Here is a 22,845-nt window from a genome sequence, read left to right on the forward strand (position 1 = left end):
AAGGTGTGAGTGAGCGGCTGCAGGATGCGGCGCGTCCCAGACATGACACATGGCATGAATACGTGCATCTACACTTATTTTCGGCATCCCATTGGTTGGGGTGCAGGAGACCATGGTGACCCTCGCCCCCAAGCCCCCCACTGCGGCAGAGCCTGCCGCTGCGCCCCCTCAGGATGTGCGCTGCACCTGCTTTATGGTGCGCAGTCTTTCGCGCAAGATTTCTCAGCTGTATGACGACACGCTTGCGCCCAGCGGGCTCAAGGGCACGCAGTTCAGCCTGCTGTCGCAAGCGCGGACCAGACGCGGTCAGGCTCCCCTGACCGTGACCGCGCTGGCGGCGGTGCTCAACACCGACCGCACCACCATGACGCGCAATCTGCGCACGCTGGAGCAGGCTGGCCTGATTGCACTGCAAGCGGGATCAGATGCGCGCAGTCGCTGCGTGGTGGTCACCGTGCAGGGTGAGGCTGCTTTTCGCCAGGCCCTGGGGCTGTGGAAGCAGGCGCAAGTGCAGGTGCGGCAGATGTGCGGCACCGATCAGATTGCCACGCTGGAGCAACTGGTGCACCAGCTGCTGCCGCGCCTTGCAACCGTGCCGGAGGCCGCATGAGCACGGTTGCGCCTGTGGCTGCTTCTTCGGGTGCGGCGCTGCCCGCATCCAGCCACCCCTTGCTGCGCGGTGCCATCTTTCCGACCCTGCTGCGGCTGTCAGTGCCCAATATGGTGGCCATGGGCATGGCTGTACTGGTGGCCGTGGCAGAGACGTATTACGTGGGCCGTCTGGGCACCACAGCGCTGGCTGCCATGGCGCTGGTGTTTCCGCTGGCCATGCTCACGCAAATGATGAGCAATGGTGCCATGGGCAGTGGGGTGTCCTCTGCCATCAGCCGGGCTCTGGGTGGTGGAGACAAAAACAAAGCCTCTGCGCTGGCTGTGCATGCCATCGTGATCGGGGGCGTGGTGGGGGTGCTTTATTCGCTGCTGTTTGTGCTGTGCGGTGCGGTGTTTTACCGCTGGCTGGGCGGGCAGGGGCAGGTGCTGCAAGCGGCTACAGAGTTTGGCAGTGTGCTGTTCAGCGGTGCGGTGCTGGTGTGGCTGTGCAATACGCTGGCATCGGTAGTGCGGGGCACAGGCAATATGAAACTGCCATCGGCCATTTTGTTTGGGGTGTCGATGGTGCAAATCGCCATAGGCGGGGGGCTGGGCCTTGGGCTGGGGCCGTTTCCACGCTGGGGCATGCAGGGTGTGGCGCTGGGCAATATCGTGGCCATGGCGCTGGCGGTGCTGCTGCTGCTGTGGTATTTGCTGCGTGGGCAAGACAAGCTGCAGCTGCGTGGCCATGGTGCGGCGCTGTCGTGGCCCATGTTCAAAGATATCTTGCGCGTGGGTGCGTTCGCCTGCATCTCGCCTGTTCAAACCTCGCTGGCGGCATTGATCTTTACCGGCATGGTGGCACGGCTGGGGCCGCAAGCCCTGGCAGGCTATGGCATTGGCCAGCGGCTGGAGTTTTTGCTCATTCCGATTGCCTTTGGCGTGGGGGTGGCCGCCGTGCCCATGGTAGGAATGGCCATGGGCGCAGGGCAGGTGCAGCGTGCACGCAGCGTGGCGTGGATGGGGGGCTGGCTGGCCGCTGCCATTTTGGCGGTGCTGGGCTTGCTGGTGCTGATCTGGCCCAGCGCATGGTCAGGCATCTTTACGCAAGATGCCCAGGTGCTTGCCTATGCCAACCTGTATCTGCGCACCGTAGGCCCGGTGTTTGGGCTGTTTGGCATGGGGCTGGTGCTGTACTTTGCCTCGCTGGGCGCAGGCTATGTGCGTGGGCCCGTGCTGGCGGGGACCGTGCGCCTGGCGGTGGTCATGGCCGGTGGCGCCTGGTTGATGCTGGGTGGCGCAGCCAGTGTGCATGCGCTGTTCATCTTGGTGGCGGTTGCCATGGCGCTGTACGGAGTGTGCACAGCGTGGGTCGTGTGGCGCACACCTTGGCAGCGCAACTGAGTAATAAAAATAAGAGCTAAAAATAAGAGCTGCTAGCGCTTATGAGATGGTGTTTTCCAATATAAAACATATGGAAAACCTTGCTACTCAAGCGCTGGTAGCTCTTTTTTTTAGATAAATGCTTTTTCAGGGATTGGCGCAGGCATTTTTCAAACCGGCCATGCCCGCCATTTTTTCAAGGCTGCTGCGCTGCTTCAAACAGGTCTGCAAGCGATCTTGCGCCGTCTGCTGCTGGGCCAGTTGTGCTGCTTTCAAACGCTCTGCCTGAATGCGCGCCACTTTCTCGCGGATTTGCGGCATCACGGCCATGACGGCCTTTTCGCCTTCCACAATGGCTTGGGCGCGCTGCGTAAAGTCAGAAGGCCCGATGTCCAGCACCTGGGGGCGCACGGTCACGTCGGCACGGGCCAGTTCAGCCTGCCCCAGCCGCTGACCCATGATGGCAATCGACTGCCCCATGGTGCCCAGCAGATTGGCGGGCGTTTTATCGCGCGGCTTTTCAGAAATGTCGACGGCAATCACCAGATCAGCGCCCAGCTCGCGCACGGCATCTACGGGCACGGGGCTGGCAATGCCGCCATCCACATAGTGCTGTTTGCCAATGCGTACAGGCTCGAACACACCCGGAATACTGCTGGAAGCACGCACTGCCTGCCCCGTATTGCCGCGCGCAAACACGATGCGCTTGCCATCTTCCAGCCGCGTAGCAACCGCCACAAAGGGTTTGGGCAGTTTTTCCAGCGGCAGGTTCTGCACCTGCGTATTTACATAGTCTTGGAGTTTTTGCCCTTTGACCAGGCCACCTGCCGACCACTGCAGGTCGCGAATGCTGGCTTCATCCAGAGCCACGGCCTTTTGCTGCATGTCAAAGGCATCCATGCCGCTGGCATACAGGGCCCCCACCACGCTGCCTGCGCTGGTGCCCGCCACCATGTCAGGAGCCAGGCCGTTGGCTTCCAGCATCTTGATCACGCCAATGTGCGCAAAGCCCTTGGCGGCTCCGCCACCCAGTGCAATGCCGATGCGCACTGGGGCATCGGCAGTAGGTATAGATGTAGTGCTGGCGTTGGCCGCGCTGGTACTTGTGCGGGGCACCGTGCTGCCACAGGCGGCCAAACTGAGTAAACAAACGCATGCGACAGGGCGCAGCAAGGCTTTCAAACGCATGCCTTCAATCTCGGGAGCAACAGAACAATCCAGTATAGAGGTGCCCGAAAGCGCATGCACAGTGCGTGCATGTTGCATGCAGATGTAACGGGTGGCTTTCAGGCCGCCAATCTGTTGCCCAGGTGCACAGGGGGCAGGCACCTTGGGCACAGGCTCAGCGGTGAGCACCGGAGATGTAATGCTCCAGATGTGCAATGGTTACTTGCTGGTCTGCCATGGTGGTTTTGATCAAATCGCCAATCGAAATCAGGCCCAGAAGCTCATGGTCGGCCCCCACCACAGGCAGGTGGCGAATTTTTAACTGCGTCATCAGCGCCATACACTCGTCACTGGTGTTATCTGGCCCTACGCAATGCACATGGGCGGTCATGATTTCACGCACCGGGGTGTCCAGAGAGTTACGCCCCTTGAGCGCAATTTTTCGTGCGTAATCGCGCTCGGAAACAATGCCGGCAATCGTACGCTCCTGTATGACCAGCAACGCCCCAATCTCATGCTCGGCCATTTGCTGCAAAGCAGTCAGCATCGAGTCATCAGGCTTTACGGCGTGGACAGTGGCATTCCCCTTGGTGCGCAAAATATCAGCAACTTTCGTCATGAGCCTCTCCCAAGTGATTTGGAAAATTCAGTGTGGCGATGTCGAAAAACAAATGCAAGCTGGGTTTTACGGGTGCGTGTGTGAGGAAAGCGCTTGCAGCTAAGGGAGTGACTTTCAAATGCGTGGCGCTCAAACGCTGGGGCCGGCTGGATGTGCTGCCGTTTCTCCGTTCAAGAAAAGCTGGCACGGCATAAGGCAGTCTAAAAATGTAAGAAAAATGAACTAGCTGCCAAGTTTGAACACGAACAGACCTGTATCTCCCCATATCTTGCTGAATTTCAGGAGCAAGATGTTCTAAAAACCTATCAGGAGTTTGGTACCAGTGTTTGGTCGTCTGTTCTCAAAAATTGTTCTTTTCTCCACCTTGGCTTTGTCAGCGCAGTGGGTGCATGCCAGCGAATTTCGCAGTGTCAAAGGCAACTCTGCCAACATCCGTGTTGCACCCAACACCAAATCGGAAGTTGCCTGGGAGCTGACCCGGGGCTATCCGCTAGCGGTGGTGAAAAAGAAGGGCAACTGGCTGCAAGTCAAAGACATTGATGGTGTGCTGGGCTGGGTTTACAAGCCCATTACAGCCACAACCCCTCACTACCTTGTCAAAGTCAAAACTGCCAACCTGAGAGCGGGGGCAGGCACCCAGCACAAGATCGTGGCCAAGCTGGATAAATATGACGTGGTAAAGACCATCGACAAGAAAAACGGCTGGGCCAAGGTTCGCACCAGCGCAGGCACCCAGGGCTGGGTATCGCAAAAGCTAGTCTGGGGCTGGTAGCCCAGAGCAACACATCAAGGCGCTGAGGCACCTTTGTTTTTGTGTGGGCGCCAGCTGATGCTGTCGGCCCAGACCTCTTGAATTTGCGCTGAACCACCTGAGGGGACTAAGAAATGCTGGGGGCATTTTTAAATGCACCCCCAATTTTTAAAAATGTGCCCCCCAGATGCTCCCAGGTGCCCCCGGATTGCAGCCCACTTTGGCGGGCGATGACGCACTACAGACTGTGTTCTACAGAGGGGAAAAAGAAAAAGGCCGGAAGCTGGTGCAAGCTTACGACCTTTGATGTGGTCCTCGGCAGGAATCGAACCCGTTAATCTAGTAAATCAAAGAAATTTGGCCCAAAAATGCTATGGAAAACTACTTCTATCAGTGTCAATTTAAATGTTTTACAGCGTTCATGTCCCATTTCGTGTTCCGTCAGAACGTTAACCAACTTGAGGAGAGATGTACTTCTTTAACTCAGATCTAAGAGTGTCAGTAGCTTTGACTGACTCAACTACCGTCACTCTAAAGCCCTCCTTATTTTTTTTATCTAGTTCTGTATAGGGCATGTGCTGCACTTGCAAGTCTATGGCGGATGCCAAAGCAAAAACGGTCCCCATGCATTTTGCTAATTTTTCGGGATAGCTATCAGCCATATCCAAGCAGTTCTTAAGATTAGGACACTTAAGCGATGCAGAAACCTCCGCTTTTTCTTTGACATGACTTAGTTTTTTGTTGTCGAAATTTTCATCGGCGAGGACATTTCCTAGTGTTCTCAATACTGTCAACTCGGTCAGTAAAAGGCTTGCCGCGACAACTGCTCGCCTCCGTTCTTTTTCTTGTTGAAGCCTCCGGGGTTCCATTCCAACATGAAGCGCAACTCCTGCAGTAATCGCGGCAGTTACAGTTCCAACCCCAGCAAGAACTGCTCCGATAGCTGTCCAGTCGACACTCCAGCAACTCATCTCACCAAACATTTTTAGCCCTCCATCAGAAATATGCTGCGCAGCATACTTGGACGCTGTGCGATATGACTTTCTTTGGTGATGTTGCTCATCAGGGCTTAATTCATACAGAAACAAAAAAGCCCCTGGGAGGGGCTTTAAGGCTCGTTTGGTATTTGAAATTACTTCTTTCCGCCACCACTGGGTGGGTTGTTGCCTCGACCACCACCAGATGGATTGCCTGTTTTGCTGGGGCCGTTTGTGGGAGTGTTTCCGCTCATGAGAACTCCTTGCAAAAAAATAGGAGCCACAATACTCACTCTTGCCTAATTTTTAGGCAAGTTCTTTCCGATGGGCGGAATGGTGCTCAATCAGTAGCTCCTCTCAAAGCTTCATCGGAGATGAACGCGTGGAGCCTTTTTCGCTCTGCTCCATTGTCTGCTTCCTCAATCCACCGGCTGTACACGCGAAAGAACATTTCGATGGAATGCCCCAGCCTGCAGGGCTTGGCGGCAGTTGGCGGCCAGCACACGCAGGCGACGGCGCGTGCGATGTTCATCAATGTGGGTGATGCGGTAGCAGTTCAAGTTGCACCTCGGTTTGGGGGCGTAAGAAATCCCGCAGAGCCTGAAAACAGGCTCTGTCGATGGGCGTTAAAAAAGGTGGTGGTGCGCCGGTTTGGCGCTTGGGGTTAGCCGGGGCTATCGAACAGGCTGGCTGTCACTGGCTTTGCGCCTGGCAGTGGGGGGTGCTCCCCAACACGGGCGTGCTGCATTTGGTGGCTGATTAAGTTGCGCGCCGTGCGCTCAGACACGGGCAAATCAATTTTGGGGTTGGGGTTCGCGCCTGGGTTGATGCGCAGCACCAGCTCTTCCAAAGAGCGGAACGTGCTGCCGCACATCACATTGGGGCATTGACGGTGCCGCTCCCGAATCAACATCGTGAAGCTGCGACTGGTGCGAATGTCCATCGGTGTGCCGCAGTCCGGGCAAGGCATGCGGGCATACTCACGACGCATTTCGTCGCTCTCTGCCGTGCTGCACTCCCAGCGCTTGTACGTGGCTTGCTCAGGCTCGGGCCGTGGTGTTGTGGGGCTAGCCACCACTTTGCGGCCACTGTCTGCCAAGCGCTCATGCGCCTGCATTGCAGCGTCGGCTGCATCAGCGTTCACGGGAAATGGGTTATTCAGCATCTGGCCCTTACTCCCCGCAGCGCACCATGCCTGCACCGCATTCACCGCCACCTGTGCGTGCGCAGTGGCAATGCATGCCTACTTCGCCCAGCGTGCCAATTGCATCAAAGTAGCGGCGGCTAATCAGGACATAACCCGCAGCGCCCACCACCGCATCAATCTTTCCAATGGGCACGCCCTGCTGGCCAGCCAGAAAACGGCTGACGTTGGAGCTGTCCCAGCTTGCAGCCTCTTGCACCGCATTGCCTGGTTGGGACAAGTGCTGGCGCAGTACGCGCTCAATGGTTCCAGCGCCCTGATTTGTGCGTGTCATGTTCATATTGTTCTAGTAGGTGATGGGTAAAGAGCTACTGCGCAGACCGGCGCAACCGCGTGCAAAACAAATTGCGTGTGCTTGCGCGGGATGCTGTTCAAGATGCAGGGCATGAAGCAATCAGGAGGCTGCAGCAGGAGCCTTCTCGACTTGCTCGGCATACGCTTTAAGACCCAAGCCAATCAGCTTGCGCACAGTAGCTGTGTACTTACTTTCTTCGTCGGCGGCGATTTGACGTACCTGGCTTGCATCCTGTGGATCAATGCGGATGTACAGGATTTCGTCAAACGTGCGACGGCGTTTGGGGGCAGCTTCTGGCTTGGTCATAATGCGTTTGTTAAGAGTTGCGAATGGAGTAAAAAATGAGCGTCGATAAAGAGCTGTTTCAGGCAGCAGCCACCGTCATGGCTGGAATTTTTCAGACAGCGAAGACCCCGGCAGACTTGGCTGCGCTGACTGATGGCAGCAAGCTGCGCGAACACTTTGTGCGCACGTATCTGGAGCTGAATCAAGCGGCGCTTGAACTTCAAGACCTGGTTGCTCAGAAAAATGGGTACGAAACTCCGACACGGGATGTAGACCGGCCAGTGCGGGTGAACTGGGGCTGACTGCTTCAGCACGGGTATGGGCGGCTTTAGTACGACTGAACACTTCACACAGCACGTAGTGATTGGTCATGCGTTCGTGATGCAAACCAACCTCCACCCGCGCATCCGGCAAGTGCTGACGCACCACACCTACAACACCATTCGACAGCGCTGCCAATAGCGTTAACAACTCTTCCAAACCTTCCTCGCTGCGGAACTCGCCGCGGCAGATGGTGAAAGAAATGAGACCGTTTGTCCCATCCGTGGATGGCATCAATGTCACAGGGTTGGCGACAGTTTGCTTTGTTGTGTTCATTGCTCTCACTCGTTAAGAAGTGAGTGAATTCTGAGAACTTTGATTCTCTTTGTCAAGAGATTTGTATGAGCTTTAATTCTCTTTTTGGTGAGCGCTTGAAAGCTGAGCGGGCTAGAAACGGCCACACACAAGCCACGCTTGCAGAAAACGCCAACATCAGCAGAGAGATGCTAGGGAAGTACGAGCGTGGAATTGCTGAGCCAGGCGCTGGTGTTTTGATGAATCTTGCCAGCGCTGGTGTTGATGTGAACTTTGTTCTCACCGGTAAATATGAGAATAAAAGTTCTCATGCAGGTGAGTTGTTATCTCCACCTGCCAAAAAGCGTAGTCATCGTCTATCTGGCGCCGCGCCAGCACCTGCAGAAGATGAAGACACCATCCAGATCGCCGTGATGAGCGCCACGGGCAGCATGGGCCCAGGCAATGAGTTGCTGACCGAAGATGTGATCGTGGGTGAAGCTCCGTTTTCACGGCGTTGGCTATCGCTCAACATTCCCGGCGTGCAGCCTGATGCGCTGCGGCTCATCCACGCCTACGGCGACAGCATGCAGGGCACACTCAACAGTGGGGACTTTGCGGTGGTCGATACGTCTTGCCGCACGGTGGAGTTTCCCGGCGTGTACCTGCTGCACGTCAACCGCCTGCATTTCATCAAGCGTGTGTCTTTCCGCATGGATGGCCGCCTGGTGGTCAGTAGCGACAACGAAGCAGAGCGCACCGCCGAAGTGCTGGACGGCAGCCACCAACTCGACGTGCGCGGGCGAGTGGTGTATGGGTGGAATGGGCGTCGGTTTTGACTTGTCTGTTTTACCTTTAACAAAAATATCAAACGTGGGGGAGCCACCGTGAGCGAAGCAACTATTCAAGATAGTCGAGTTATCCGTGAGCGACGAACTGATCGGGCCTGCGCCCAGTTGCTAGGGCTTATCGCTGGCATCACGGCAGACGGACACCTGCACGATCTAGAAATACAGTTTCTGCGCACTTGGTTGTCTCAAAAACAAAGTGACGGAGAGCGGCATTGGCTGCAGGCCAAAGTTGCATCGCATATCGATCACATCTTGGCTGACGGTGTCATTACGGACGCAGAGCGTGCTGACTTGATGGCTGTACTACAAAGTGCAGGCGGCACTGACTTTGCTGAAACGGGCTGCGTAACTGCTGATCCGCTTGCTTTCCCGGCGGATGATTGCGAAGTGGTAATTGCAGGAAATACTTTTTGCTTAACTGGAAAGTTCCAATTTGGTTCGCGTGGTGATTGCGAGGCTGCCACTGCTGCAGCTGGTGGCGTTTGCGTAGGCAACGTTACTCGCACCACACGTTATCTGGTGATTGGCTCGGCTGGTGCTACCAAGTCTTGGAAGCACGAGGCATATGGCCGCAAGATTGATGCTGCTATGAAACTGAAAGAAAACGGTGCTGCTATTCAGATTTTGAGAGAAGAGGCTTGGGTTTCGGCATTGGATTTAAATAGTTAACTAAAAAAATCTGTAAATAGTTTTGCTTATTAAAATAAGTTGACTTGTAAATTGCTAATTATTTAATTAAAAAAAGAGAGTTATGAGTAATATTGAATTAATGTTTGCTATTAGAAGATTTTTATCTCAGTGGGGAATTTTTTTAAATTCTTCAAAAACTGAATTAAAAATTCCTGAAAAAGATAATTTAACTAAAAAATTTAATATTGAAATAAGAAATATTATATCATTCAATGATGATTTGATTAGTAGAAATAAAGAATATCTTCCAGATTTGCCGATTTCATTAATTCGTAAAAGCGAAAAATTGGTGGTTGAAAGCACTAAGAGAGTTGAAAATTATAAGGATTTTACGGATAACACGCTACTTCAGGAAATTGTTGATAGACAAATGGAATTATCCTTAATTTTAGTTCCTTTTTTATCGAAGGCACCGAGTTTTAAAGAAGGTGAAAATATAGCTAAAGATAGGGAAGAAGTAAAAATAGAAATTGATAAATTGAAGTTGGCAGCTAATGAATTTAAATTGCAACTCAATAAAGAAAATGATAAATTAAATAATAAATTAATTGACGCGGATGATAAAATAAATAAAATAAAATCTTTTAATGAATATTTATTTCCAAGCGAAGAGGATAAGCAAAGTATAGAATTTCGTATAAGAAGTACACTTGATAGAATAAATATTGAAGAGCAAGCTATATCTGATTTTTATAAAAGTTTGCTAGTTGGCCCTGATTCAAAAGCCCTAATTATTGGTCAATACGCTCGCGATTCTCAAAAAATTAACTCTGAGCTAAATGATTTGAGAGACCGTTACTTAGAACAAAGTAGAGAAATTGAAAATTATAGTCAACTTGTTTTGGGAACTGATGATGGTGGCGAGAAAAAAGATGGTTTAAAGCATTTAATTGAAAAAAGCATAATTGATTTGAATAATTATGAAAAAGACAGTAAAAGACGACGCGATACTATTGTTAATCAAATTGAATCTCTTTTACCAGGCGCTACTAGTGTTGGGCTGGCAATAGCATACAAAAAATTAAAAGATTCATTTGACTCAAAAATTCAAAATTACACAAAAGTTTTTTATTTGGCTTTAACTGTATTGTTTGTGTCCGCATTAATTATGGTTGTTGATTTTTCTTTCAAACCTTGGTCATTTAAAATAGATAAATCCAATAATTGGGATGAAATGCTACGAATGCTTTTAGTTCGAATTCCAATTTTAATCCCAATAATATGGATTGCAGTTTTTTCAGCAACTCGAAGAAGTCAATACGAAAGATTACAGCAAGAGTATGCTCATAAAGAGGCACTTGCTTCATCTTATGAAGGTTATAAAAAACAACTTCAAGACCTAAAAGTAGATTCGAATGATCTGCAGAAAGAACTGATTGCAAAGTCAATAGATGCTCTTTCTTATAATGCTTCAAAATCTTTAGATGGAAAGTATATAGAAAAAACACCATTTTCACATTTAATTGAAAATATTGATTTAAATAAATTTTTTGAATCTTTCGGTAAAATAAATAAATAACTTTTCTATTGTGATAATAATAAATCAAAACATGAATACTGATATAACGGATGAAATTAAAGGTGTTGTAAGTTCTCTTCCTACATGGGGATTGATTTCTGTTGCGTTATCTATACTCTTGATTTTAGGATACTGCATTTATAGAGCTAGATCATTCGATTTTCTGCTTGATAGAGCGTGGATATTTTTTGGAGGAAATAAAGAATTTAAAGATCCGATAATGAATCAGGAGTGGGATAGTGTTAAAGATGTAGAGCTTTATAGATATAGATATGGATTTTTAGCAGATTCCATTGAAGATGTTGATAATACAAGAGCGTGGATAAACAAAAATAATATAAATATAAATCAACTCCGCCGAATAAGTAATTTGTTTGATTTTAAGAAATTTGAAGTAAAAGGGGCACCATTTTTGTTGGAAAAAACATTATTATTGGTGGTTTTTTCTTTATTATTATCTTTTACATATCTTTCAATTGTTTCTGCATTCACTGCTGATCCCTATTTTGAAGTAGTAGACACAGATGCGAAATTTAAATTTGATGGTGATAAAATTGTTTTAAACAATAAAGTTTTAAAAAGACAAGATTGTGCAAAATTGAAAAATATTGCGTACCCAGATTCTGATTTGGAAAAAGATTTATTTAATAAATATATATCTTGTTCAATTTTTACCGAGGATGGTAAAAAATTATATAAAAATACTAGAAACGATCAAAAAATTATTGGTTTAATAGGTGCAGGTTTATTTCTAATTATTTTTCCAATAATAATTAGAAAATATATGAATTATGAATTGGCAATAAAAATTAAAATGACTTTAGAAAAAACTAAAGAAGTTAAGTAATTTTTTCATCAATCCTGTAGCGATAGTGAAAGAATTAATTAGCAAACGCCTCATCCCCACCATCCACCCCCTCCCTCTGGTGCGTCTCCAGCGTGAGTTGGCTGATGTAGCCGCCGCTGCCCAGGCTGTGGCGCACGCTGGTCAAAATCCACGGCGTTTCGTCGATCTGCTTTTTGTAGCCGCTGACCACAGCAGGGCGTTGGGGCATCAGGTCTGCACGGCCACGGGCCAAGGTGATGTCAAAACTGTAAATACCGCGCTGAATGCGCAGCCACTCCGCACGGGCAGCGGCCAGCGCATCGGCCTCGCTGGCAAAGGTTTGGCGCAAGGTCTTGGCCCTGCCGCTGATGCCCGCCATCACACTGCTGCGCGTGCCGCGCTTGATGTTGTTGTAGTACGCCTTTACCCCGCTGTATGAATCGCGGTCGGCCCTAGACCAGCGGTGCTGGTCGCCATCGCTGCGCACGATGCTGACAGTGGGCAGTGGTGTACCGCTGGGGGTCTTGGCCTTGCGTGCCTGGCTAAACAGCAGGGTGCCGTTTTTGATGTTGCACAGGCAATCCATCTGCCTGGCCAGGCGACGCAGGAACGATGCATCGGATTCGTGCGCCTGGTCGGCATGAGGCACCTTGCGGTTGGCAATTTCTTTATCGATGCTGGCCTTGATATTGTTGGTCACTGCAATGCTTTGCACGATGGCCCCCACGGTGGTTTTGTGCCAGCTCCGGTCTTTGATGGTGCGCAGCTCATCCAGCAGGTTGGCTGCACGGGCACGCAGGGTGATGGTGTCAGGTGCGCCGCTGTATTCCACGGCCTGGATGGTGTACGCGCCTTTGTCGATCAAGCCCAGCGGAAAGTCTTGCGGTTGCTGGTTGTGGCCTGCGCCGTTGTCCCACTGCCAGCCAATGGCCACGGTCAGGGTGTCGCCGGTGTCGGGCAGTTCCACCGCGCCATCGTGGTCGCTGATGACAATCTCCACCTCGTCTGCCTCGCCGCCCTGGTTGTCAGAAATATTCAGGCTGACCAGGCGCGGCGCAATGCGGGCGCTGATGTCTTGCCCCTTGACAGTGACGCGCCACACGGGCCGCAGGTTGGCGGCAGGGCGCGGGCTGGTGCCCGTGGTGCGCGCAACGGGTAGCCCCGCATGGATGGTGGCTGTAGTGCTTGGGGTGGCGGTGTTCATGGGGTACCCAGCAGGGCATCTAGGATGGGAGCTTCGTCGTCTTCCAGGTCACCCATGTCCTGGGCGCTTTGGTCGCCGCTTTCCTGCTGGTCTTCGTCGGCCTCTTCAGGGTCTTGGTCAACCCGGCGCAGCGACAAGCTAAATTCAATTTTGCGCGGTGTGCCATCTACAAAGAAAAGCGTTTTGGTTTCTTGCAGGTCGGTGATGACGTAGGCACCGTAAACAGTGCCACTGCCCTCCACCAGCGGCCAGGCTTGGCCGGTATTGGCCATGCGCCGCAGTTCGTCCAGGCTGGCAGGTTGCCCGGCAAACTCTGGCACCATGCTGCCGCTCAAAGAAATGATGTCCTCGCCAGCCCCAAGAAACTGCGAGGCATCACGCCCGCCGACGATGGATTGCGTAGGGTGCTTCCAGGCCGTGCGGCGTTGTAGTTCCTGGTAGGTCAGGGTATTGAGGCTGAACACAAACAGCCCCAGGCAAAGCATTTGCATAAGGTTTAACCGAAGTCGTTGAAAGCGTTTTGCAGGCGGGCGGCTTTGGCTTGTTCGTTGCGCCGTAGCTCTGCCTGGACCATCTGGGCGATAACCTGGGCATCCATACCGGGCGCGGCATGAATTTGGATGGTGATGGTGTCGCCCTGCAAGATGGGGGCAGGGCGGCGGTCAATGCGCGCAGGTTCTGCAAGCCCACTATCTGCCGCAAAAGCGGGCGCACCCACAGCAGCCGCGCCAGCCAGGGCCATTACGGCCGCATGCACACCGGCCTGGCCGTTTTGAATGCTCAGGGCCGCGCCTTGGCTGATGAAGCCGCCGTATTCCATGAACACCCGCGAAGGGGAACGGATCTTCATTTCACCGGTGAACAGGTCTTGCACCATGCCAGCCATTCCCAGCACGGTTTCTTTCAGCGCCGCTAACTTGCTGCCGATGCCGCCGATCAGGCCATCCACAATGAAACTGCCAAAGTTGCGGAATTTTTCAGGCACCTGAATGCCCAGTGCGTCTAGGGCAGTGGTGATGGCATTCCACAACAGGCCGAATGGCGAGAAGTTGGCCAGCGTTGCCGCCCAGGTATCAACCCCGCCACTGAGAAAGCCGCGCACCCCATCCACCAATGCAGTCATTGCACTGCTGGCAGTGCTGGCCACTGCGTTCCACATGGTTGACCAATTGTTGGCCAGCCGATCAGAGAAGCCACCCCACCAATTGCCCAGGTCTTGCCATAGCGCCTTGGTCTTGCTGCTGATGACACCCCAATTGCTGTAGATGGCCCAGCCCGCAGACGCAACCAAACCAATAGTACTGGACGGGCTGGCGCATCAAACTGATTGCGGAGCATTTGGGCCTGCCACCCAGCACGGTTTACGGCTGGTGCAAGACAGAGCAATGGGACGAAGCCAAGCCGCTCGATCGTGTCAACGGCACGCTGGAGCTGCGCCTGGTGCAACTCATCATGCGCGAGAGCAAGAGCGGGGGCGACTTCAAGGAGATTGACTTGCTGGGCCGCCAGTTAGAGCGCACGGCGCGCATTGAGCGCTACCAGGACACAGGCAAGGAGGGCGACTTAAACCAAAACATTACCCGGCGCAATGCGGCACCCAAGCGCAAGCCCAAGCGCAACGAGCTTTCACCGGAACAGGTGGAGCAACTGGTGGAGATTTTCCACGCGGGCAATTTCGTTTATCAAAACGAATGGTTTACCTCGCAGCAAGAACGTATCCGCATCTTGCTCAAGGCCCGCCAATTGGGGGCTACCTGGTACTTTGCCCGCGAAGCCTTGATTCGGGCGATCACGGAAGGGCGCAACCAGATTTTTCTGTCTGCATCCAAGGCCCAGGCGCACCAGTTCAAGAGCTACATGATTGCTTTCGCACGCGAGGTGGACGTTGATTTAAGCGGCGATCCCATCATGTTGTGGAACAACGCAGAGCTGCACTTTTTGGGCACCAACGCCGCCACAGCCCAAGGCCGCAGCGGTGACTTTTACTTTGACGAATTCTTTCGGGCACCGAATTTCAAGGAATTGAACAAGGTGGCCAGCGCGATGGCCACGCATAAGCACTGGCGGCGCACGTACTTTTCTACACCGTCAGCCAAGAGCCACCAGGCGTACCCATTTTGGATGGGCGAAGACCGCAACAAGAGCCGAAAGAAATCTGACCAGGTGCAAATGGACTTGAGCCACCGGGCGTTGGCGGTAGGCATGTGCTGTGCGGATGGGCGCTTTCGCCAGATTGTGACGATGGACGATGCGGTGCGCCAGGGCATGAATCTGGTGGACATTGCGGAGTTGCAGGACGAGTACCCAGCGGACGAATACGCCAATCTTTTTGACTGCGAATTCATTGATGACAGCAATTCGATTTTTACGCTGGCACAGATGCAGTCATGCACGGTGGATTCATGGGAACTGTGGGCGGACGACTTCAAACCCTTGGCCATGCGCCCATTTGCGCGCAAGCCGGTGTGGGTGGGCTATGACCCCTCATTTACCGGCGACACCGCCGCACTGGTGGTGATTGCGCCACCCAATAAACCGGGTGGCAAGTTTCGGATTCTGCACCGCCAGCAGTTCCGCGGTGCGGACTATGACGCCCAGGCGGAGTACATCCGCAGCATCACAGAGCAATACAACGTGGCATTCATGGGGATTGACACCACGGGCATGGGCCAGGTCGTTTACCAGCAGGTCATCAAGTTTTACCCACAAGCCAAGGCTTACCACTACGACTTGGCGCTCAAGTCGCGCCTGGTGCTCAAGGCCCAGCAAGTCATCAGCAAGGGACGGCTTGAGATGGACCACGAATGCACCGATGTTGCCGCCGCGTTCATGGCCATCAAAAAGGTGCTGACGCCCAGCCAGCGCCATGTGACCTACCAAAGCGGGCGATCTGAAAGCATTGGCCATGCTGACTTGGCCTGGGCCGTGATGCATGCGCTGGACAACGAAAACTTAGCCGGTGATGTGCTGGGTGGAAATTCTTCTGTAGAGGTATACGCGTGATGACAACGCGAAAAATGAATACAAGAGCCGCCACCCCCAACGACGGCGAAATGGAAATGTTTACCTTTGGCGAGCCAGAGCCGGTCAGCCGTTTGAGCTTGATGGACTATGCCGAAGCCATGTTCAATGGCCGTTGGTATGAGCCACCGTATCCGCTGGAGGGGCTGTCGAATGCGTTTCGCGCCTCGCCGCACCACAGCTCGGCCATCTTTCTGAAACGCAACTTGCTGACATCGCGTTTTGTGCCGCACCCCAGGCTGTCGCGTGAGACATTCAGTGCCTGGGTGCTGGATTTTCTGGTGTTTGGCAATGCATACCTGGAAAAGCGCCGTGCATTGTCTGGGCGCGTGATGCGCTATCAGCACGCATTGAGCCGGTACACACGGCGCGGTAAAGAGGATCGCTACTTCTACACACCCAACTTTGCAGAGGAACACGAATTCGCCGCCGACTCTGTGTTTCACCTGCGCGAATTCGACATCAACCAGGAGATGTACGGCCTGCCGGAATGCCTCAGCGCGTTGCAGGCGGCCATGCTCAATAACTCGGCCACGATGTTTCGCCGCCGCTACTACGACAACGGCAGCCATGCGGGCTTCATCATGTATTTGTCAGATGCGGCCATTGGCAATACCGATGTGGACAAGCTGCGCGAACAACTGCGCCGCTCCAAGGGGCCGGGCAATTTTCGCAACCTGTTTGTGCATGCCCCGAATGGCAAGCCGGACGGCCTAAAGCTGATCCCCATCAGCGAGGTGGCCGCCAAGGACGATTTCAGCGCTATCAAGAACGCCAGCAAAGAGGACGTGCTGGCCGCCCACCGCGTGCCGCCTGGGCTGCTGGGCATCATCCCCAACAACACCGGCGGGTTTGGCAATGCAGGCGAAGCCCGCAATGTGTTTGTTGAAAACGAAATTGATCCGTTGCAGACCAAACTTATGACGATCAACGAGTGGGCGGGGGAAGAGTTGGTGCGCTTCAATTAAGCGCCGCTTATGCCAGTCGCTGTTTTACTAAACTTTCATTGTGGGCAGGTGTTCAGATCTGAATCCACAAGCAAGTAAGGAATTGATAAAGTCGAGTCTCTATTCATTTCTGGAGTGAAATATGAGTGGTCATGAAGAGGGACTCATTAGTCAGTATGTGAGCAAAATTCAACACTTGGCTGTACGCGCTGAAGAGGGCAAGGATGTTACCTCAGAGGTTGAAAATACCGTAAAAGAGGCCGTTAACCATTTTCGAATCGTTCAAAGTAGCGACCCTTATGCAAACCTACTCGCGTTTAAGGGGCGGCTGTCAATTTTTGCCAGTGTTGTGCATCCTTCCCAACCGGCGTACAGACGTACGCTGGAACACGCAGCAAACGCTTGCCCTTCCGACATTAAATAATCACTGAGGTAGCTTCCTATGCAGTGAAGCCTTTCAAACTTTAAAGGTGCTCTAGGCACCTTTTTTTTTTGACCCATCCCCACCTCACCCCTCGCGTCCGCGCCTCACCAAGGGGTATTTCCGGGCCTTGCCGCCCCCTTTTAAGAGGCAGCACCCAACATCATCCCTCAACCCCTCGGCGCGCCACATCGTCCCCGCCACGCCTGCCCGCTTCGTGGGGCACAAATTACATCCAGGTCGGAAAGTCGAAAGCCAAGCCAGGCTTGACTGCACTGGCAAATATGCTGCCTTGTGGAATTGCGGGAAATTACGAGAGTTTTCCGCACCAATGCATTGGGAGGGATGCTTGCTTTATCGAAGCGGTCAAGGTCGAAAGCATTCGACCCAAAGCAGACGGCCGAGCTACTAACGACGAAGTTAAGCCGTTCCATGGATCGGCGTCGGCTTGAAGGAATTATTAGGCTCTATGAGGTGTGGCGGGAGTGTGAAGCACAGTTGCAGCTTGAGTGGTGGGGATGATGCGATCTGCAAGTTTTGTGGCTGCAGCGCCTAGCACCGCCCCGAGGATTGCTGAAACAACCGCGACAACGATGCTATCTGCATTGCGCTGGTAGAAGCTCCTACCATCCTTTGGTTCATGAGTAAGTAGTAATCCGTGCTTACGCAAATGAATAAAGTTGATCCATAGGTACCAAGCAATGGTCAACCCAAAGAGGCCGATGAAGCCCTGTTGCATGGACTTAAGCGCAGGAACTATAGATAGGACTTGCAAGCCAACCATGAGCAGGAAAACCCAAGAGTTTTTGTACAGCGCCCTTGGTGATCTTTCTGCGGCAGAAAGGACGGCTGCGATACGCGCGAACATGCCGGATGACACGAGATCATCACTGCCCGCGTAAAGGCGAGCCGAAAAGGGAGAAAGCTCGACAGTGAGATACGGACTAGATCCGGTTACCTTTAACTCCCGCGGACTCTTGCCGAACAAATGGCCAGCAAGCTCATCGACGCTTTCGTACTCCATGCCATCTGCGACAATTTTCACCCCTTCCGCGGGCGCAAGGACTGTGAGGATCTCTCGAAGCCCGTCGAGACGCAGCACCAGAGGTGAAAACTGACGAGATTGAGATGCTTCAAGTCGCTTCAATGTTGCCTCCTAGGGCATAACTAGATTTTGACGACACGTAAAAATGCTTGTCGTTCTTATACGCATGGGGCGAGTGGAACGCAGTTTTCAGCCTTTTTATGGGGAAAAATGCGCCATTTGTCCCAGCCATGTCCCGATTGATATTTTTATCTTTATTTAACAGCGGGTTAGTGGCCCCCTCGGCAGGAATCGAACCTGCATCTGACCCTTAGGAGGGGCCCGTTCTATCCATTGAACTACAAGGGGACGCGGGCGTTATTGTAAGTGGTGCAGCCCCAGGTTTTGCCAAACGAGTGGCGTGCGCTGGGGCTGGCATCAGTCCTTGCTTTTTGTGTAGATCAAGTCCACCGCGGTCTGCTCTCCGGTCTGACCGCGCAAGGTCAGGCGGCGTGACAGGTCATAGAAGATATAGAGCGTGCCCATGGCTCCGGCCAAACTTTGCTCATAGGCCACATACAGGTCTTTGGACAGGCGCTTGCCCACCGTGAGTGCAGCGCCTTGTTCGCCGTCTTCGCTGGGGCCCTTGAGGCCTACCTCATCAAACCCTAGCTGGCTGGCAAAGTTGCCGCCACCCCCACCACCACTGAGCAGGGCCAGTGCAGCTTGTTGCAGCAGGGCTGTTTCAGCGCCGCCTGCGGCTGCACTGCGGCCCATGACGACCCAGGAGAGTTTTTCCGCGTCCGACATCTCGGGCTCTGAAAACAGGGTGACACGTGGGTTGTTGGCGCTGCCTGTGACTTTGACCCCGGCCTTGACGTCGATATTGGGGCGGAAGGCCACGATATCGATGGCTGGGTTGGCATAAGGGCCGTTAAAGCGGACCGTGCCCGTTTCTACATCCAGTGACTGGCCCCAGGCACGGTAGCGACCATTGACGGTATGAATCTCGCCAGTGATGCGCGGCCCATTGGCAATCTGCAGCTGGCCTTCCAGGCGCGTGGTGATGCCATAGCCTTGCAGCGCAAAGTCATTGCCCAGGTCCAGCCGTACATCAATGATGGGTGGCTGCGCAGCTTTTACAGAGCCAGCGGCCTGGGCGCGGGCGGCTTCCTTGTCGGCCTTGTCTTGTGCAAGCTTGCGGCTGGCTGCAGAGGTGACGTGCACATCGGAATCCAGCGAAGGGGCAGACGCATCGGCCAGCATGATGGCGGCACGATCGACTTTGAGGTCGCCACGCAGCGTGACTTGGCCGCTGTTCATGCTTGCCTGAAGCTTGCCACTGACGCTGAGCTGCCGGTCGGCGCGCACCAGCACCTGCAGACGTTCTGCGAGCGCTTGAATGTCCATGCGTATACCAGAGCTGCCTGCCGGTGCGTTGGGGTCAAACTCGATAAAGCCATGACCAGTCAGCGTTCCGCCGTCTTTGGGGGCAGAGGTTAGGTTGCCGCTCTGGGTCAAGATGCGTGTGCTGCTGCCTTCGCCGCCTTTGAGGAACAGCTCGGTAATGTCCAGACGAGAGCCCTGCAGGCGTGCACGCAGACGGCCATCTTTCAGATCCACGCCATCCAGCAGTGACCGCACGCTGAGTTGATCGGCACTGAGCTGCCCGCTCCATTGCGGTGCGCTGCGGGTGCCGGAGATCACCATATCTGCATTCAAGGTGCCACCCACGCGCCATCCAGGAGGTGCAAACAAGGCCCAGATACCGATATTGGGCATGCTGGCTTTGATGGTTCCAGAAATCGGGGCATTCACCGGCCAGGTCAACCCGTTGGCGCCGGACTGTATCTGGCTGCGTAAATCGGCGTTGATCTGGCCCGCACGCTCAGAGTTCCAGGTCAGCTGTGTACGCAAGTCATTGCCCTGCGCATTCATTTGCAAACGCAACTCTTGCAGCCGGGTGCGCATACCGCGATTGCTGCTGACAGCGCGTGATTGCACTTGCTTGGTTTCTGCATTCACTTCGCTGGCACCCGTACTGCGTATGACGGTGATGGGGGCTGCGTCGCTGTCTTCTGCAGACAGGCGGATGTCGCCACTCGTGCGCTCCACGACAACGTCAGCGCGCAATTGACGGCCTGTGTTGTCAATGTCCCAGCGGCCTTGCACGACCAGATCTCCGCTGATGCCAGAGCCGGCCAGCAGAGGTTGCTTGGGGTCTGGGCTGAAAGCATCAACCCATGCGAGTGGTACACCTTGTAGCTGGCCCTTGCTTTGCAGCACCCAGCTGCCATTGCCAGCCTGGCGCAGCAGCACAGGCTCCCAGGCTACGCTGGCTGGCTGTGTGCCAGTGCCGGCTGGTGGTGTGATGAGCAGCCGGCCTTCACTGGCCTGAATGCGGGTGGTGCGCACAGGGTTGCCTGTGGTGTGGTGGCTGGCTGTTGCAGGGCTGGCCAGTTGCACCTGCCATGTGGTGTCAGCGCTGCCTTGCGGGCTCCAGCGCGCGTTGAGCTTGGCAATGCGTGCTTGCCAGTCGGTGGCAGCAGATCCCTTGCTGGTGAGCAAACCTGCTGTGACATCGGTTGTCAGTGACAAGGTCTGGCGGCCCATTTGTGCTTGACTGTCCAGCGTGACTTGCAGAGATTCGGGGCTGCCTGCCAGTGATAGCTTGAGCTGCTGCAGCTGCATTTTTGTGCCATCAGGCGGCAGATAGCTCAACTGTGGTGCAGTCACTTGGGCGTTAATTTGCAAACCACTGGCTTGCACCGCTGCTGCCGGGTTTTGCAGGCGTTGCTGCAACTTGGCCCAGCCACCACGCCATTGCAAGCTGACGGTGGTGCTGCCTTGCAGTTTGGCACCTGCCAGTGGGTCACTGCCGATGGGCAGCCGTGCCATCCATTGCCCCAGCTGCTCGGCAGAGTTGACGCGAAGGTTCAGTTTGCCCGTGCCTGCCTCAGGCCCGGCATCCATGTCCAGATCAGCCTGGACTCCGGGCAGCTGCGCATTGAGCTTGCTTTGAATGTGCTGTGTTTCGGTATTCAAGCGCAGCACATCGGTTTGCAGCTTGGTCTGCAGCGCATCCAGGTACAGGTTGCGTACCTCCAGCAGCGGCGCTTTCCATGTGCCTTCTGCCCGGGCAGCTTCAATGCGCAAAGTCTGCGCGCTGCGTGCACGGCTTGATTGCAGGTTCAGTTTGAACTGGACTTGCTGCTGTGCATTCGTTTGAGCCTGTAGCGAGCCAGACAGTGGCGCAGCATCCAGCGTGCTGTACAGATCGGCGGGGTTGACATTGATGAGCTCGGCTTGGCCTTCAAGCGCCTGAGTCTGGGTGTCAAAACGCCCCTGAGCTTGCAGATAGGCGTCGTCTGATTTGCCAAAGTCGATGCGTGCGTTTTGCAGCAGCCATGTCTGCAGGCCATCAAAGCTGGCATCTGCTGTGACGGTGCGAATGGGCAAGGCCTGTTTGTCCCATGGGGCGGGCATGCTGTTGGTTAGCGCTGCATGCACCTTCCAGCCTTGGCCGTCAGGGCCGGCCTGCAGCGTACCGTTGAGATCGGTACGTGGGCCACCGGCCATGAACAGCGATGCATCCACATGGCGCAACTGAGCGTGCGCCTGCTCCAGTGGCTGTGCCAGCCATGGCCGTACAACGGCGCTGATATCGGCAGACAAGGTGCTGCTGGCATCTTGCCCTTGAGCCTCAGTGGTGCGCGCTTGCGCGGAAATGTTCAGGCTGGCAGCTTCCGTGGCCAGGGTACCTTTGACCGAAGCACTGGCCTGAATATTAAGCAGCTTGTCGGGCTGGCTGGGCAGGGGGGCTTCGATAGCACCTTTGAGTGTGGCCTGCAGTTGCATCGGAGCCGCGGCTTGCAGCTGCGTTTCAGCCTCGTACAAGCCTCCGGCGTAGCGCAGGCTGCTGACCTTGACGTCGTGGTGGCTGCCGGTATAGCGGTAGTGGCCATACAGTTCGGTAATGACGGTTTCGGGTGGGCCTTCCCACACCAGGCGTTCAATGCGCAGTGGCACATCAATGCGCACAGGCAGCACCAGCGATTGCAGTGGCTGGGTAGGGGTATCGTCTTTGGGCTCAGGGGTGCTGCGAATGCGCAGCTCGTCCATGTTCACACGGCCAAAATGCAACTCTCTGGAGAGCAGCGGCTGCAGGCGCCATTCAATGTCTGCGCCTTTGATCTCGACCTGCATGGCTGGACTGCTCCAGCGCAGCCAGCCAATGCGGCCACCGTTGCGCAGGCTGCCCTGCACGCCGTCGGCCTCGAGCTTTTGATCAGCAGGCATCCAGCTTGCCACCTGGGCCAGCGTGCGGCTGAGCGAGTCGGCCTGACCAGACCACCACCACGCCACTCCCACCAGAGAGCACAGCGCAATCAGGCACAAGGCGATGGCCATCATGAGCCAGCGCAGCCAGCGGCGACGGCGGCGCAACTGGGCTTTGGCTGCAGGGGCAGGAGAGACCGCAGAGGTCTCCATTTGCGGTTCTTGGCGTTCTTGCAT

At 54.1% G+C, this 22,845-nt stretch carries 22 protein-coding genes, 1 tRNA gene and 1 pseudogene; 10 read left to right on the forward strand and 14 right to left on the reverse strand.

Annotation, left to right across the window (positions count from 1 at the left end):
* Nucleotides 1-112: 112 nt before the first annotated feature.
* Both IB213_RS03065 and IB213_RS03070 read left to right on the forward strand, forming a co-directional pair.
* Nucleotides 113-610, forward strand: a complete 498-nt coding sequence (locus IB213_RS03065; RefSeq protein ID WP_192405353.1) for a MarR family winged helix-turn-helix transcriptional regulator — start codon at nucleotides 113-115, stop codon at nucleotides 608-610.
* Nucleotides 607-1,995 carry an MATE family efflux transporter gene (locus IB213_RS03070; RefSeq protein WP_192405354.1) on the forward strand — a complete coding sequence of 463 codons (1,389 nt, stop codon included), beginning with the start codon at nucleotides 607-609 and terminating at the stop codon, nucleotides 1,993-1,995. Before IB213_RS03065 ends, IB213_RS03070 begins: the two co-directional genes overlap by 4 nt.
* Before the next feature lie 126 nt (nucleotides 1,996-2,121).
* Here IB213_RS03070 and IB213_RS03075 read toward each other — a convergent pair whose 3' ends face one another.
* The gene (locus IB213_RS03075; protein ID WP_192405355.1) at nucleotides 2,122-3,162 is read right to left on the reverse strand and encodes a patatin-like phospholipase family protein; all 1,041 of its coding nucleotides are present in this window, start codon (nucleotides 3,160-3,162) and stop codon (nucleotides 2,122-2,124) included.
* A gap of 154 nt (nucleotides 3,163-3,316) precedes the next feature.
* A complete protein-coding gene (locus IB213_RS03080) occupies nucleotides 3,317-3,760 on the reverse strand; it encodes a CBS domain-containing protein (protein ID WP_192405356.1) in 444 nt (147 codons plus the stop codon).
* A gap of 364 nt (nucleotides 3,761-4,124) precedes the next feature.
* Between IB213_RS03080 and IB213_RS03085 the strand changes: the two genes are divergently transcribed.
* Nucleotides 4,125-4,532 carry an SH3 domain-containing protein gene (locus tag IB213_RS03085; protein WP_225214137.1) on the forward strand — a complete coding sequence of 136 codons (408 nt, stop codon included), beginning with the start codon at nucleotides 4,125-4,127 and terminating at the stop codon, nucleotides 4,530-4,532.
* Nucleotides 4,533-4,960: 428 nt separating this feature from the next.
* On the opposite strand, the gene IB213_RS03090 is transcribed toward IB213_RS03085, so the two are convergent.
* From IB213_RS03090 to IB213_RS03115, 6 genes are all read right to left on the reverse strand, one after another.
* Nucleotides 4,961-5,599 carry a hypothetical protein gene (locus tag IB213_RS03090; RefSeq protein ID WP_192405357.1) on the reverse strand — a complete coding sequence of 213 codons (639 nt, stop codon included), beginning with the start codon at nucleotides 5,597-5,599 and terminating at the stop codon, nucleotides 4,961-4,963.
* 308 nt (nucleotides 5,600-5,907) lie between these two features.
* Complete coding sequence (locus IB213_RS03095) at nucleotides 5,908-6,048, reverse strand: hypothetical protein (protein WP_192405358.1); 141 nt, start codon at nucleotides 6,046-6,048, stop codon at nucleotides 5,908-5,910.
* A gap of 104 nt (nucleotides 6,049-6,152) precedes the next feature.
* Complete coding sequence (locus IB213_RS03100) at nucleotides 6,153-6,653, reverse strand: ogr/Delta-like zinc finger family protein (protein ID WP_192405359.1); 501 nt, start codon at nucleotides 6,651-6,653, stop codon at nucleotides 6,153-6,155.
* Between the two features lie 7 nt (nucleotides 6,654-6,660).
* Nucleotides 6,661-6,966, reverse strand: a complete 306-nt coding sequence (locus tag IB213_RS03105; RefSeq protein ID WP_370551147.1) for a DNA-binding protein — start codon at nucleotides 6,964-6,966, stop codon at nucleotides 6,661-6,663.
* Nucleotides 6,967-7,086: 120 nt separating this feature from the next.
* Nucleotides 7,087-7,293 carry a hypothetical protein gene (locus IB213_RS03110; RefSeq protein WP_192405360.1) on the reverse strand — a complete coding sequence of 69 codons (207 nt, stop codon included), beginning with the start codon at nucleotides 7,291-7,293 and terminating at the stop codon, nucleotides 7,087-7,089.
* A gap of 75 nt (nucleotides 7,294-7,368) precedes the next feature.
* Nucleotides 7,369-7,869, reverse strand: a complete 501-nt coding sequence (locus tag IB213_RS03115; protein ID WP_192405361.1) for a hypothetical protein — start codon at nucleotides 7,867-7,869, stop codon at nucleotides 7,369-7,371.
* 65 nt (nucleotides 7,870-7,934) lie between these two features.
* Between IB213_RS03115 and IB213_RS03120 the strand changes: the two genes are divergently transcribed.
* From IB213_RS03120 to IB213_RS03135, 4 genes are all read left to right on the forward strand, one after another.
* Complete coding sequence (locus IB213_RS03120) at nucleotides 7,935-8,666, forward strand: XRE family transcriptional regulator (RefSeq protein WP_192405362.1); 732 nt, start codon at nucleotides 7,935-7,937, stop codon at nucleotides 8,664-8,666.
* Nucleotides 8,667-8,714: 48 nt separating this feature from the next.
* Nucleotides 8,715-9,347 carry a BRCT domain-containing protein gene (locus IB213_RS03125; RefSeq protein WP_192405363.1) on the forward strand — a complete coding sequence of 211 codons (633 nt, stop codon included), beginning with the start codon at nucleotides 8,715-8,717 and terminating at the stop codon, nucleotides 9,345-9,347.
* Between the two features lie 82 nt (nucleotides 9,348-9,429).
* A complete protein-coding gene (locus tag IB213_RS03130) occupies nucleotides 9,430-10,887 on the forward strand; it encodes a hypothetical protein (RefSeq protein WP_192405364.1) in 1,458 nt (485 codons plus the stop codon).
* A gap of 31 nt (nucleotides 10,888-10,918) precedes the next feature.
* Complete coding sequence (locus tag IB213_RS03135; RefSeq protein WP_192405365.1) at nucleotides 10,919-11,734, forward strand: DUF6216 family protein; 816 nt, start codon at nucleotides 10,919-10,921, stop codon at nucleotides 11,732-11,734.
* 34 nt (nucleotides 11,735-11,768) lie between these two features.
* Here IB213_RS03135 and IB213_RS03140 read toward each other — a convergent pair whose 3' ends face one another.
* The 3 genes from IB213_RS03140 to IB213_RS03150 are packed head-to-tail and all read right to left on the reverse strand — an operon-like array spanning nucleotide 11,769 to nucleotide 14,208.
* A complete protein-coding gene (locus tag IB213_RS03140) occupies nucleotides 11,769-12,917 on the reverse strand; it encodes a contractile injection system protein, VgrG/Pvc8 family (protein WP_192405366.1) in 1,149 nt (382 codons plus the stop codon).
* Nucleotides 12,914-13,408, reverse strand: a complete 495-nt coding sequence (locus IB213_RS03145) for a phage tail protein (RefSeq protein WP_192405367.1) — start codon at nucleotides 13,406-13,408, stop codon at nucleotides 12,914-12,916. The genes IB213_RS03140 and IB213_RS03145 overlap by 4 nt, the downstream gene beginning before the upstream one ends.
* Nucleotides 13,409-13,413: 5 nt before the next feature.
* Nucleotides 13,414-14,208, reverse strand: coding sequence for a hypothetical protein (locus IB213_RS03150; RefSeq protein ID WP_192405368.1), 795 nt, complete (start codon nucleotides 14,206-14,208; stop codon nucleotides 13,414-13,416).
* Nucleotides 14,209-14,228: 20 nt separating this feature from the next.
* Here IB213_RS03150 and IB213_RS03155 point away from each other — a divergent pair.
* The 3 genes and pseudogenes from IB213_RS03155 to IB213_RS03165 all read left to right on the forward strand — a co-directional run.
* A pseudogene (locus IB213_RS03155) lies at nucleotides 14,229-15,920 on the forward strand (terminase large subunit domain-containing protein); the annotation flags it as partial.
* A complete protein-coding gene (locus tag IB213_RS03160; RefSeq protein ID WP_192405369.1) occupies nucleotides 15,920-16,906 on the forward strand; it encodes a phage portal protein in 987 nt (328 codons plus the stop codon). The pseudogene IB213_RS03155 and the gene IB213_RS03160, both read left to right, overlap by 1 nt.
* A 121-nt stretch (nucleotides 16,907-17,027) precedes the next feature.
* Nucleotides 17,028-17,309 (forward strand): hypothetical protein, encoded by a 282-nt coding sequence (locus IB213_RS03165; RefSeq protein WP_192405370.1) that lies wholly within the window; start codon nucleotides 17,028-17,030, stop codon nucleotides 17,307-17,309.
* 457 nt (nucleotides 17,310-17,766) lie between these two features.
* On the opposite strand, the gene IB213_RS03170 is transcribed toward IB213_RS03165, so the two are convergent.
* The 3 genes from IB213_RS03170 to IB213_RS03180 form a co-directional block, all read right to left on the reverse strand.
* Nucleotides 17,767-18,453, reverse strand: coding sequence for a hypothetical protein (locus tag IB213_RS03170; protein ID WP_192405371.1), 687 nt, complete (start codon nucleotides 18,451-18,453; stop codon nucleotides 17,767-17,769).
* Between the two features lie 171 nt (nucleotides 18,454-18,624).
* Nucleotides 18,625-18,699: transfer RNA gene (locus IB213_RS03175), tRNA-Arg, on the reverse strand.
* 69 nt (nucleotides 18,700-18,768) lie between these two features.
* The gene (locus IB213_RS03180; protein WP_225560936.1) at nucleotides 18,769-22,845 is read right to left on the reverse strand and encodes a translocation/assembly module TamB domain-containing protein; all 4,077 of its coding nucleotides are present in this window, start codon (nucleotides 22,843-22,845) and stop codon (nucleotides 18,769-18,771) included.

This window comes from Comamonas sp. CMM02 (genome assembly GCF_014851485.1).
GTDB classification, from domain to species: Bacteria; Pseudomonadota; Gammaproteobacteria; order Burkholderiales; family Burkholderiaceae_C; genus Comamonas; species Comamonas avium.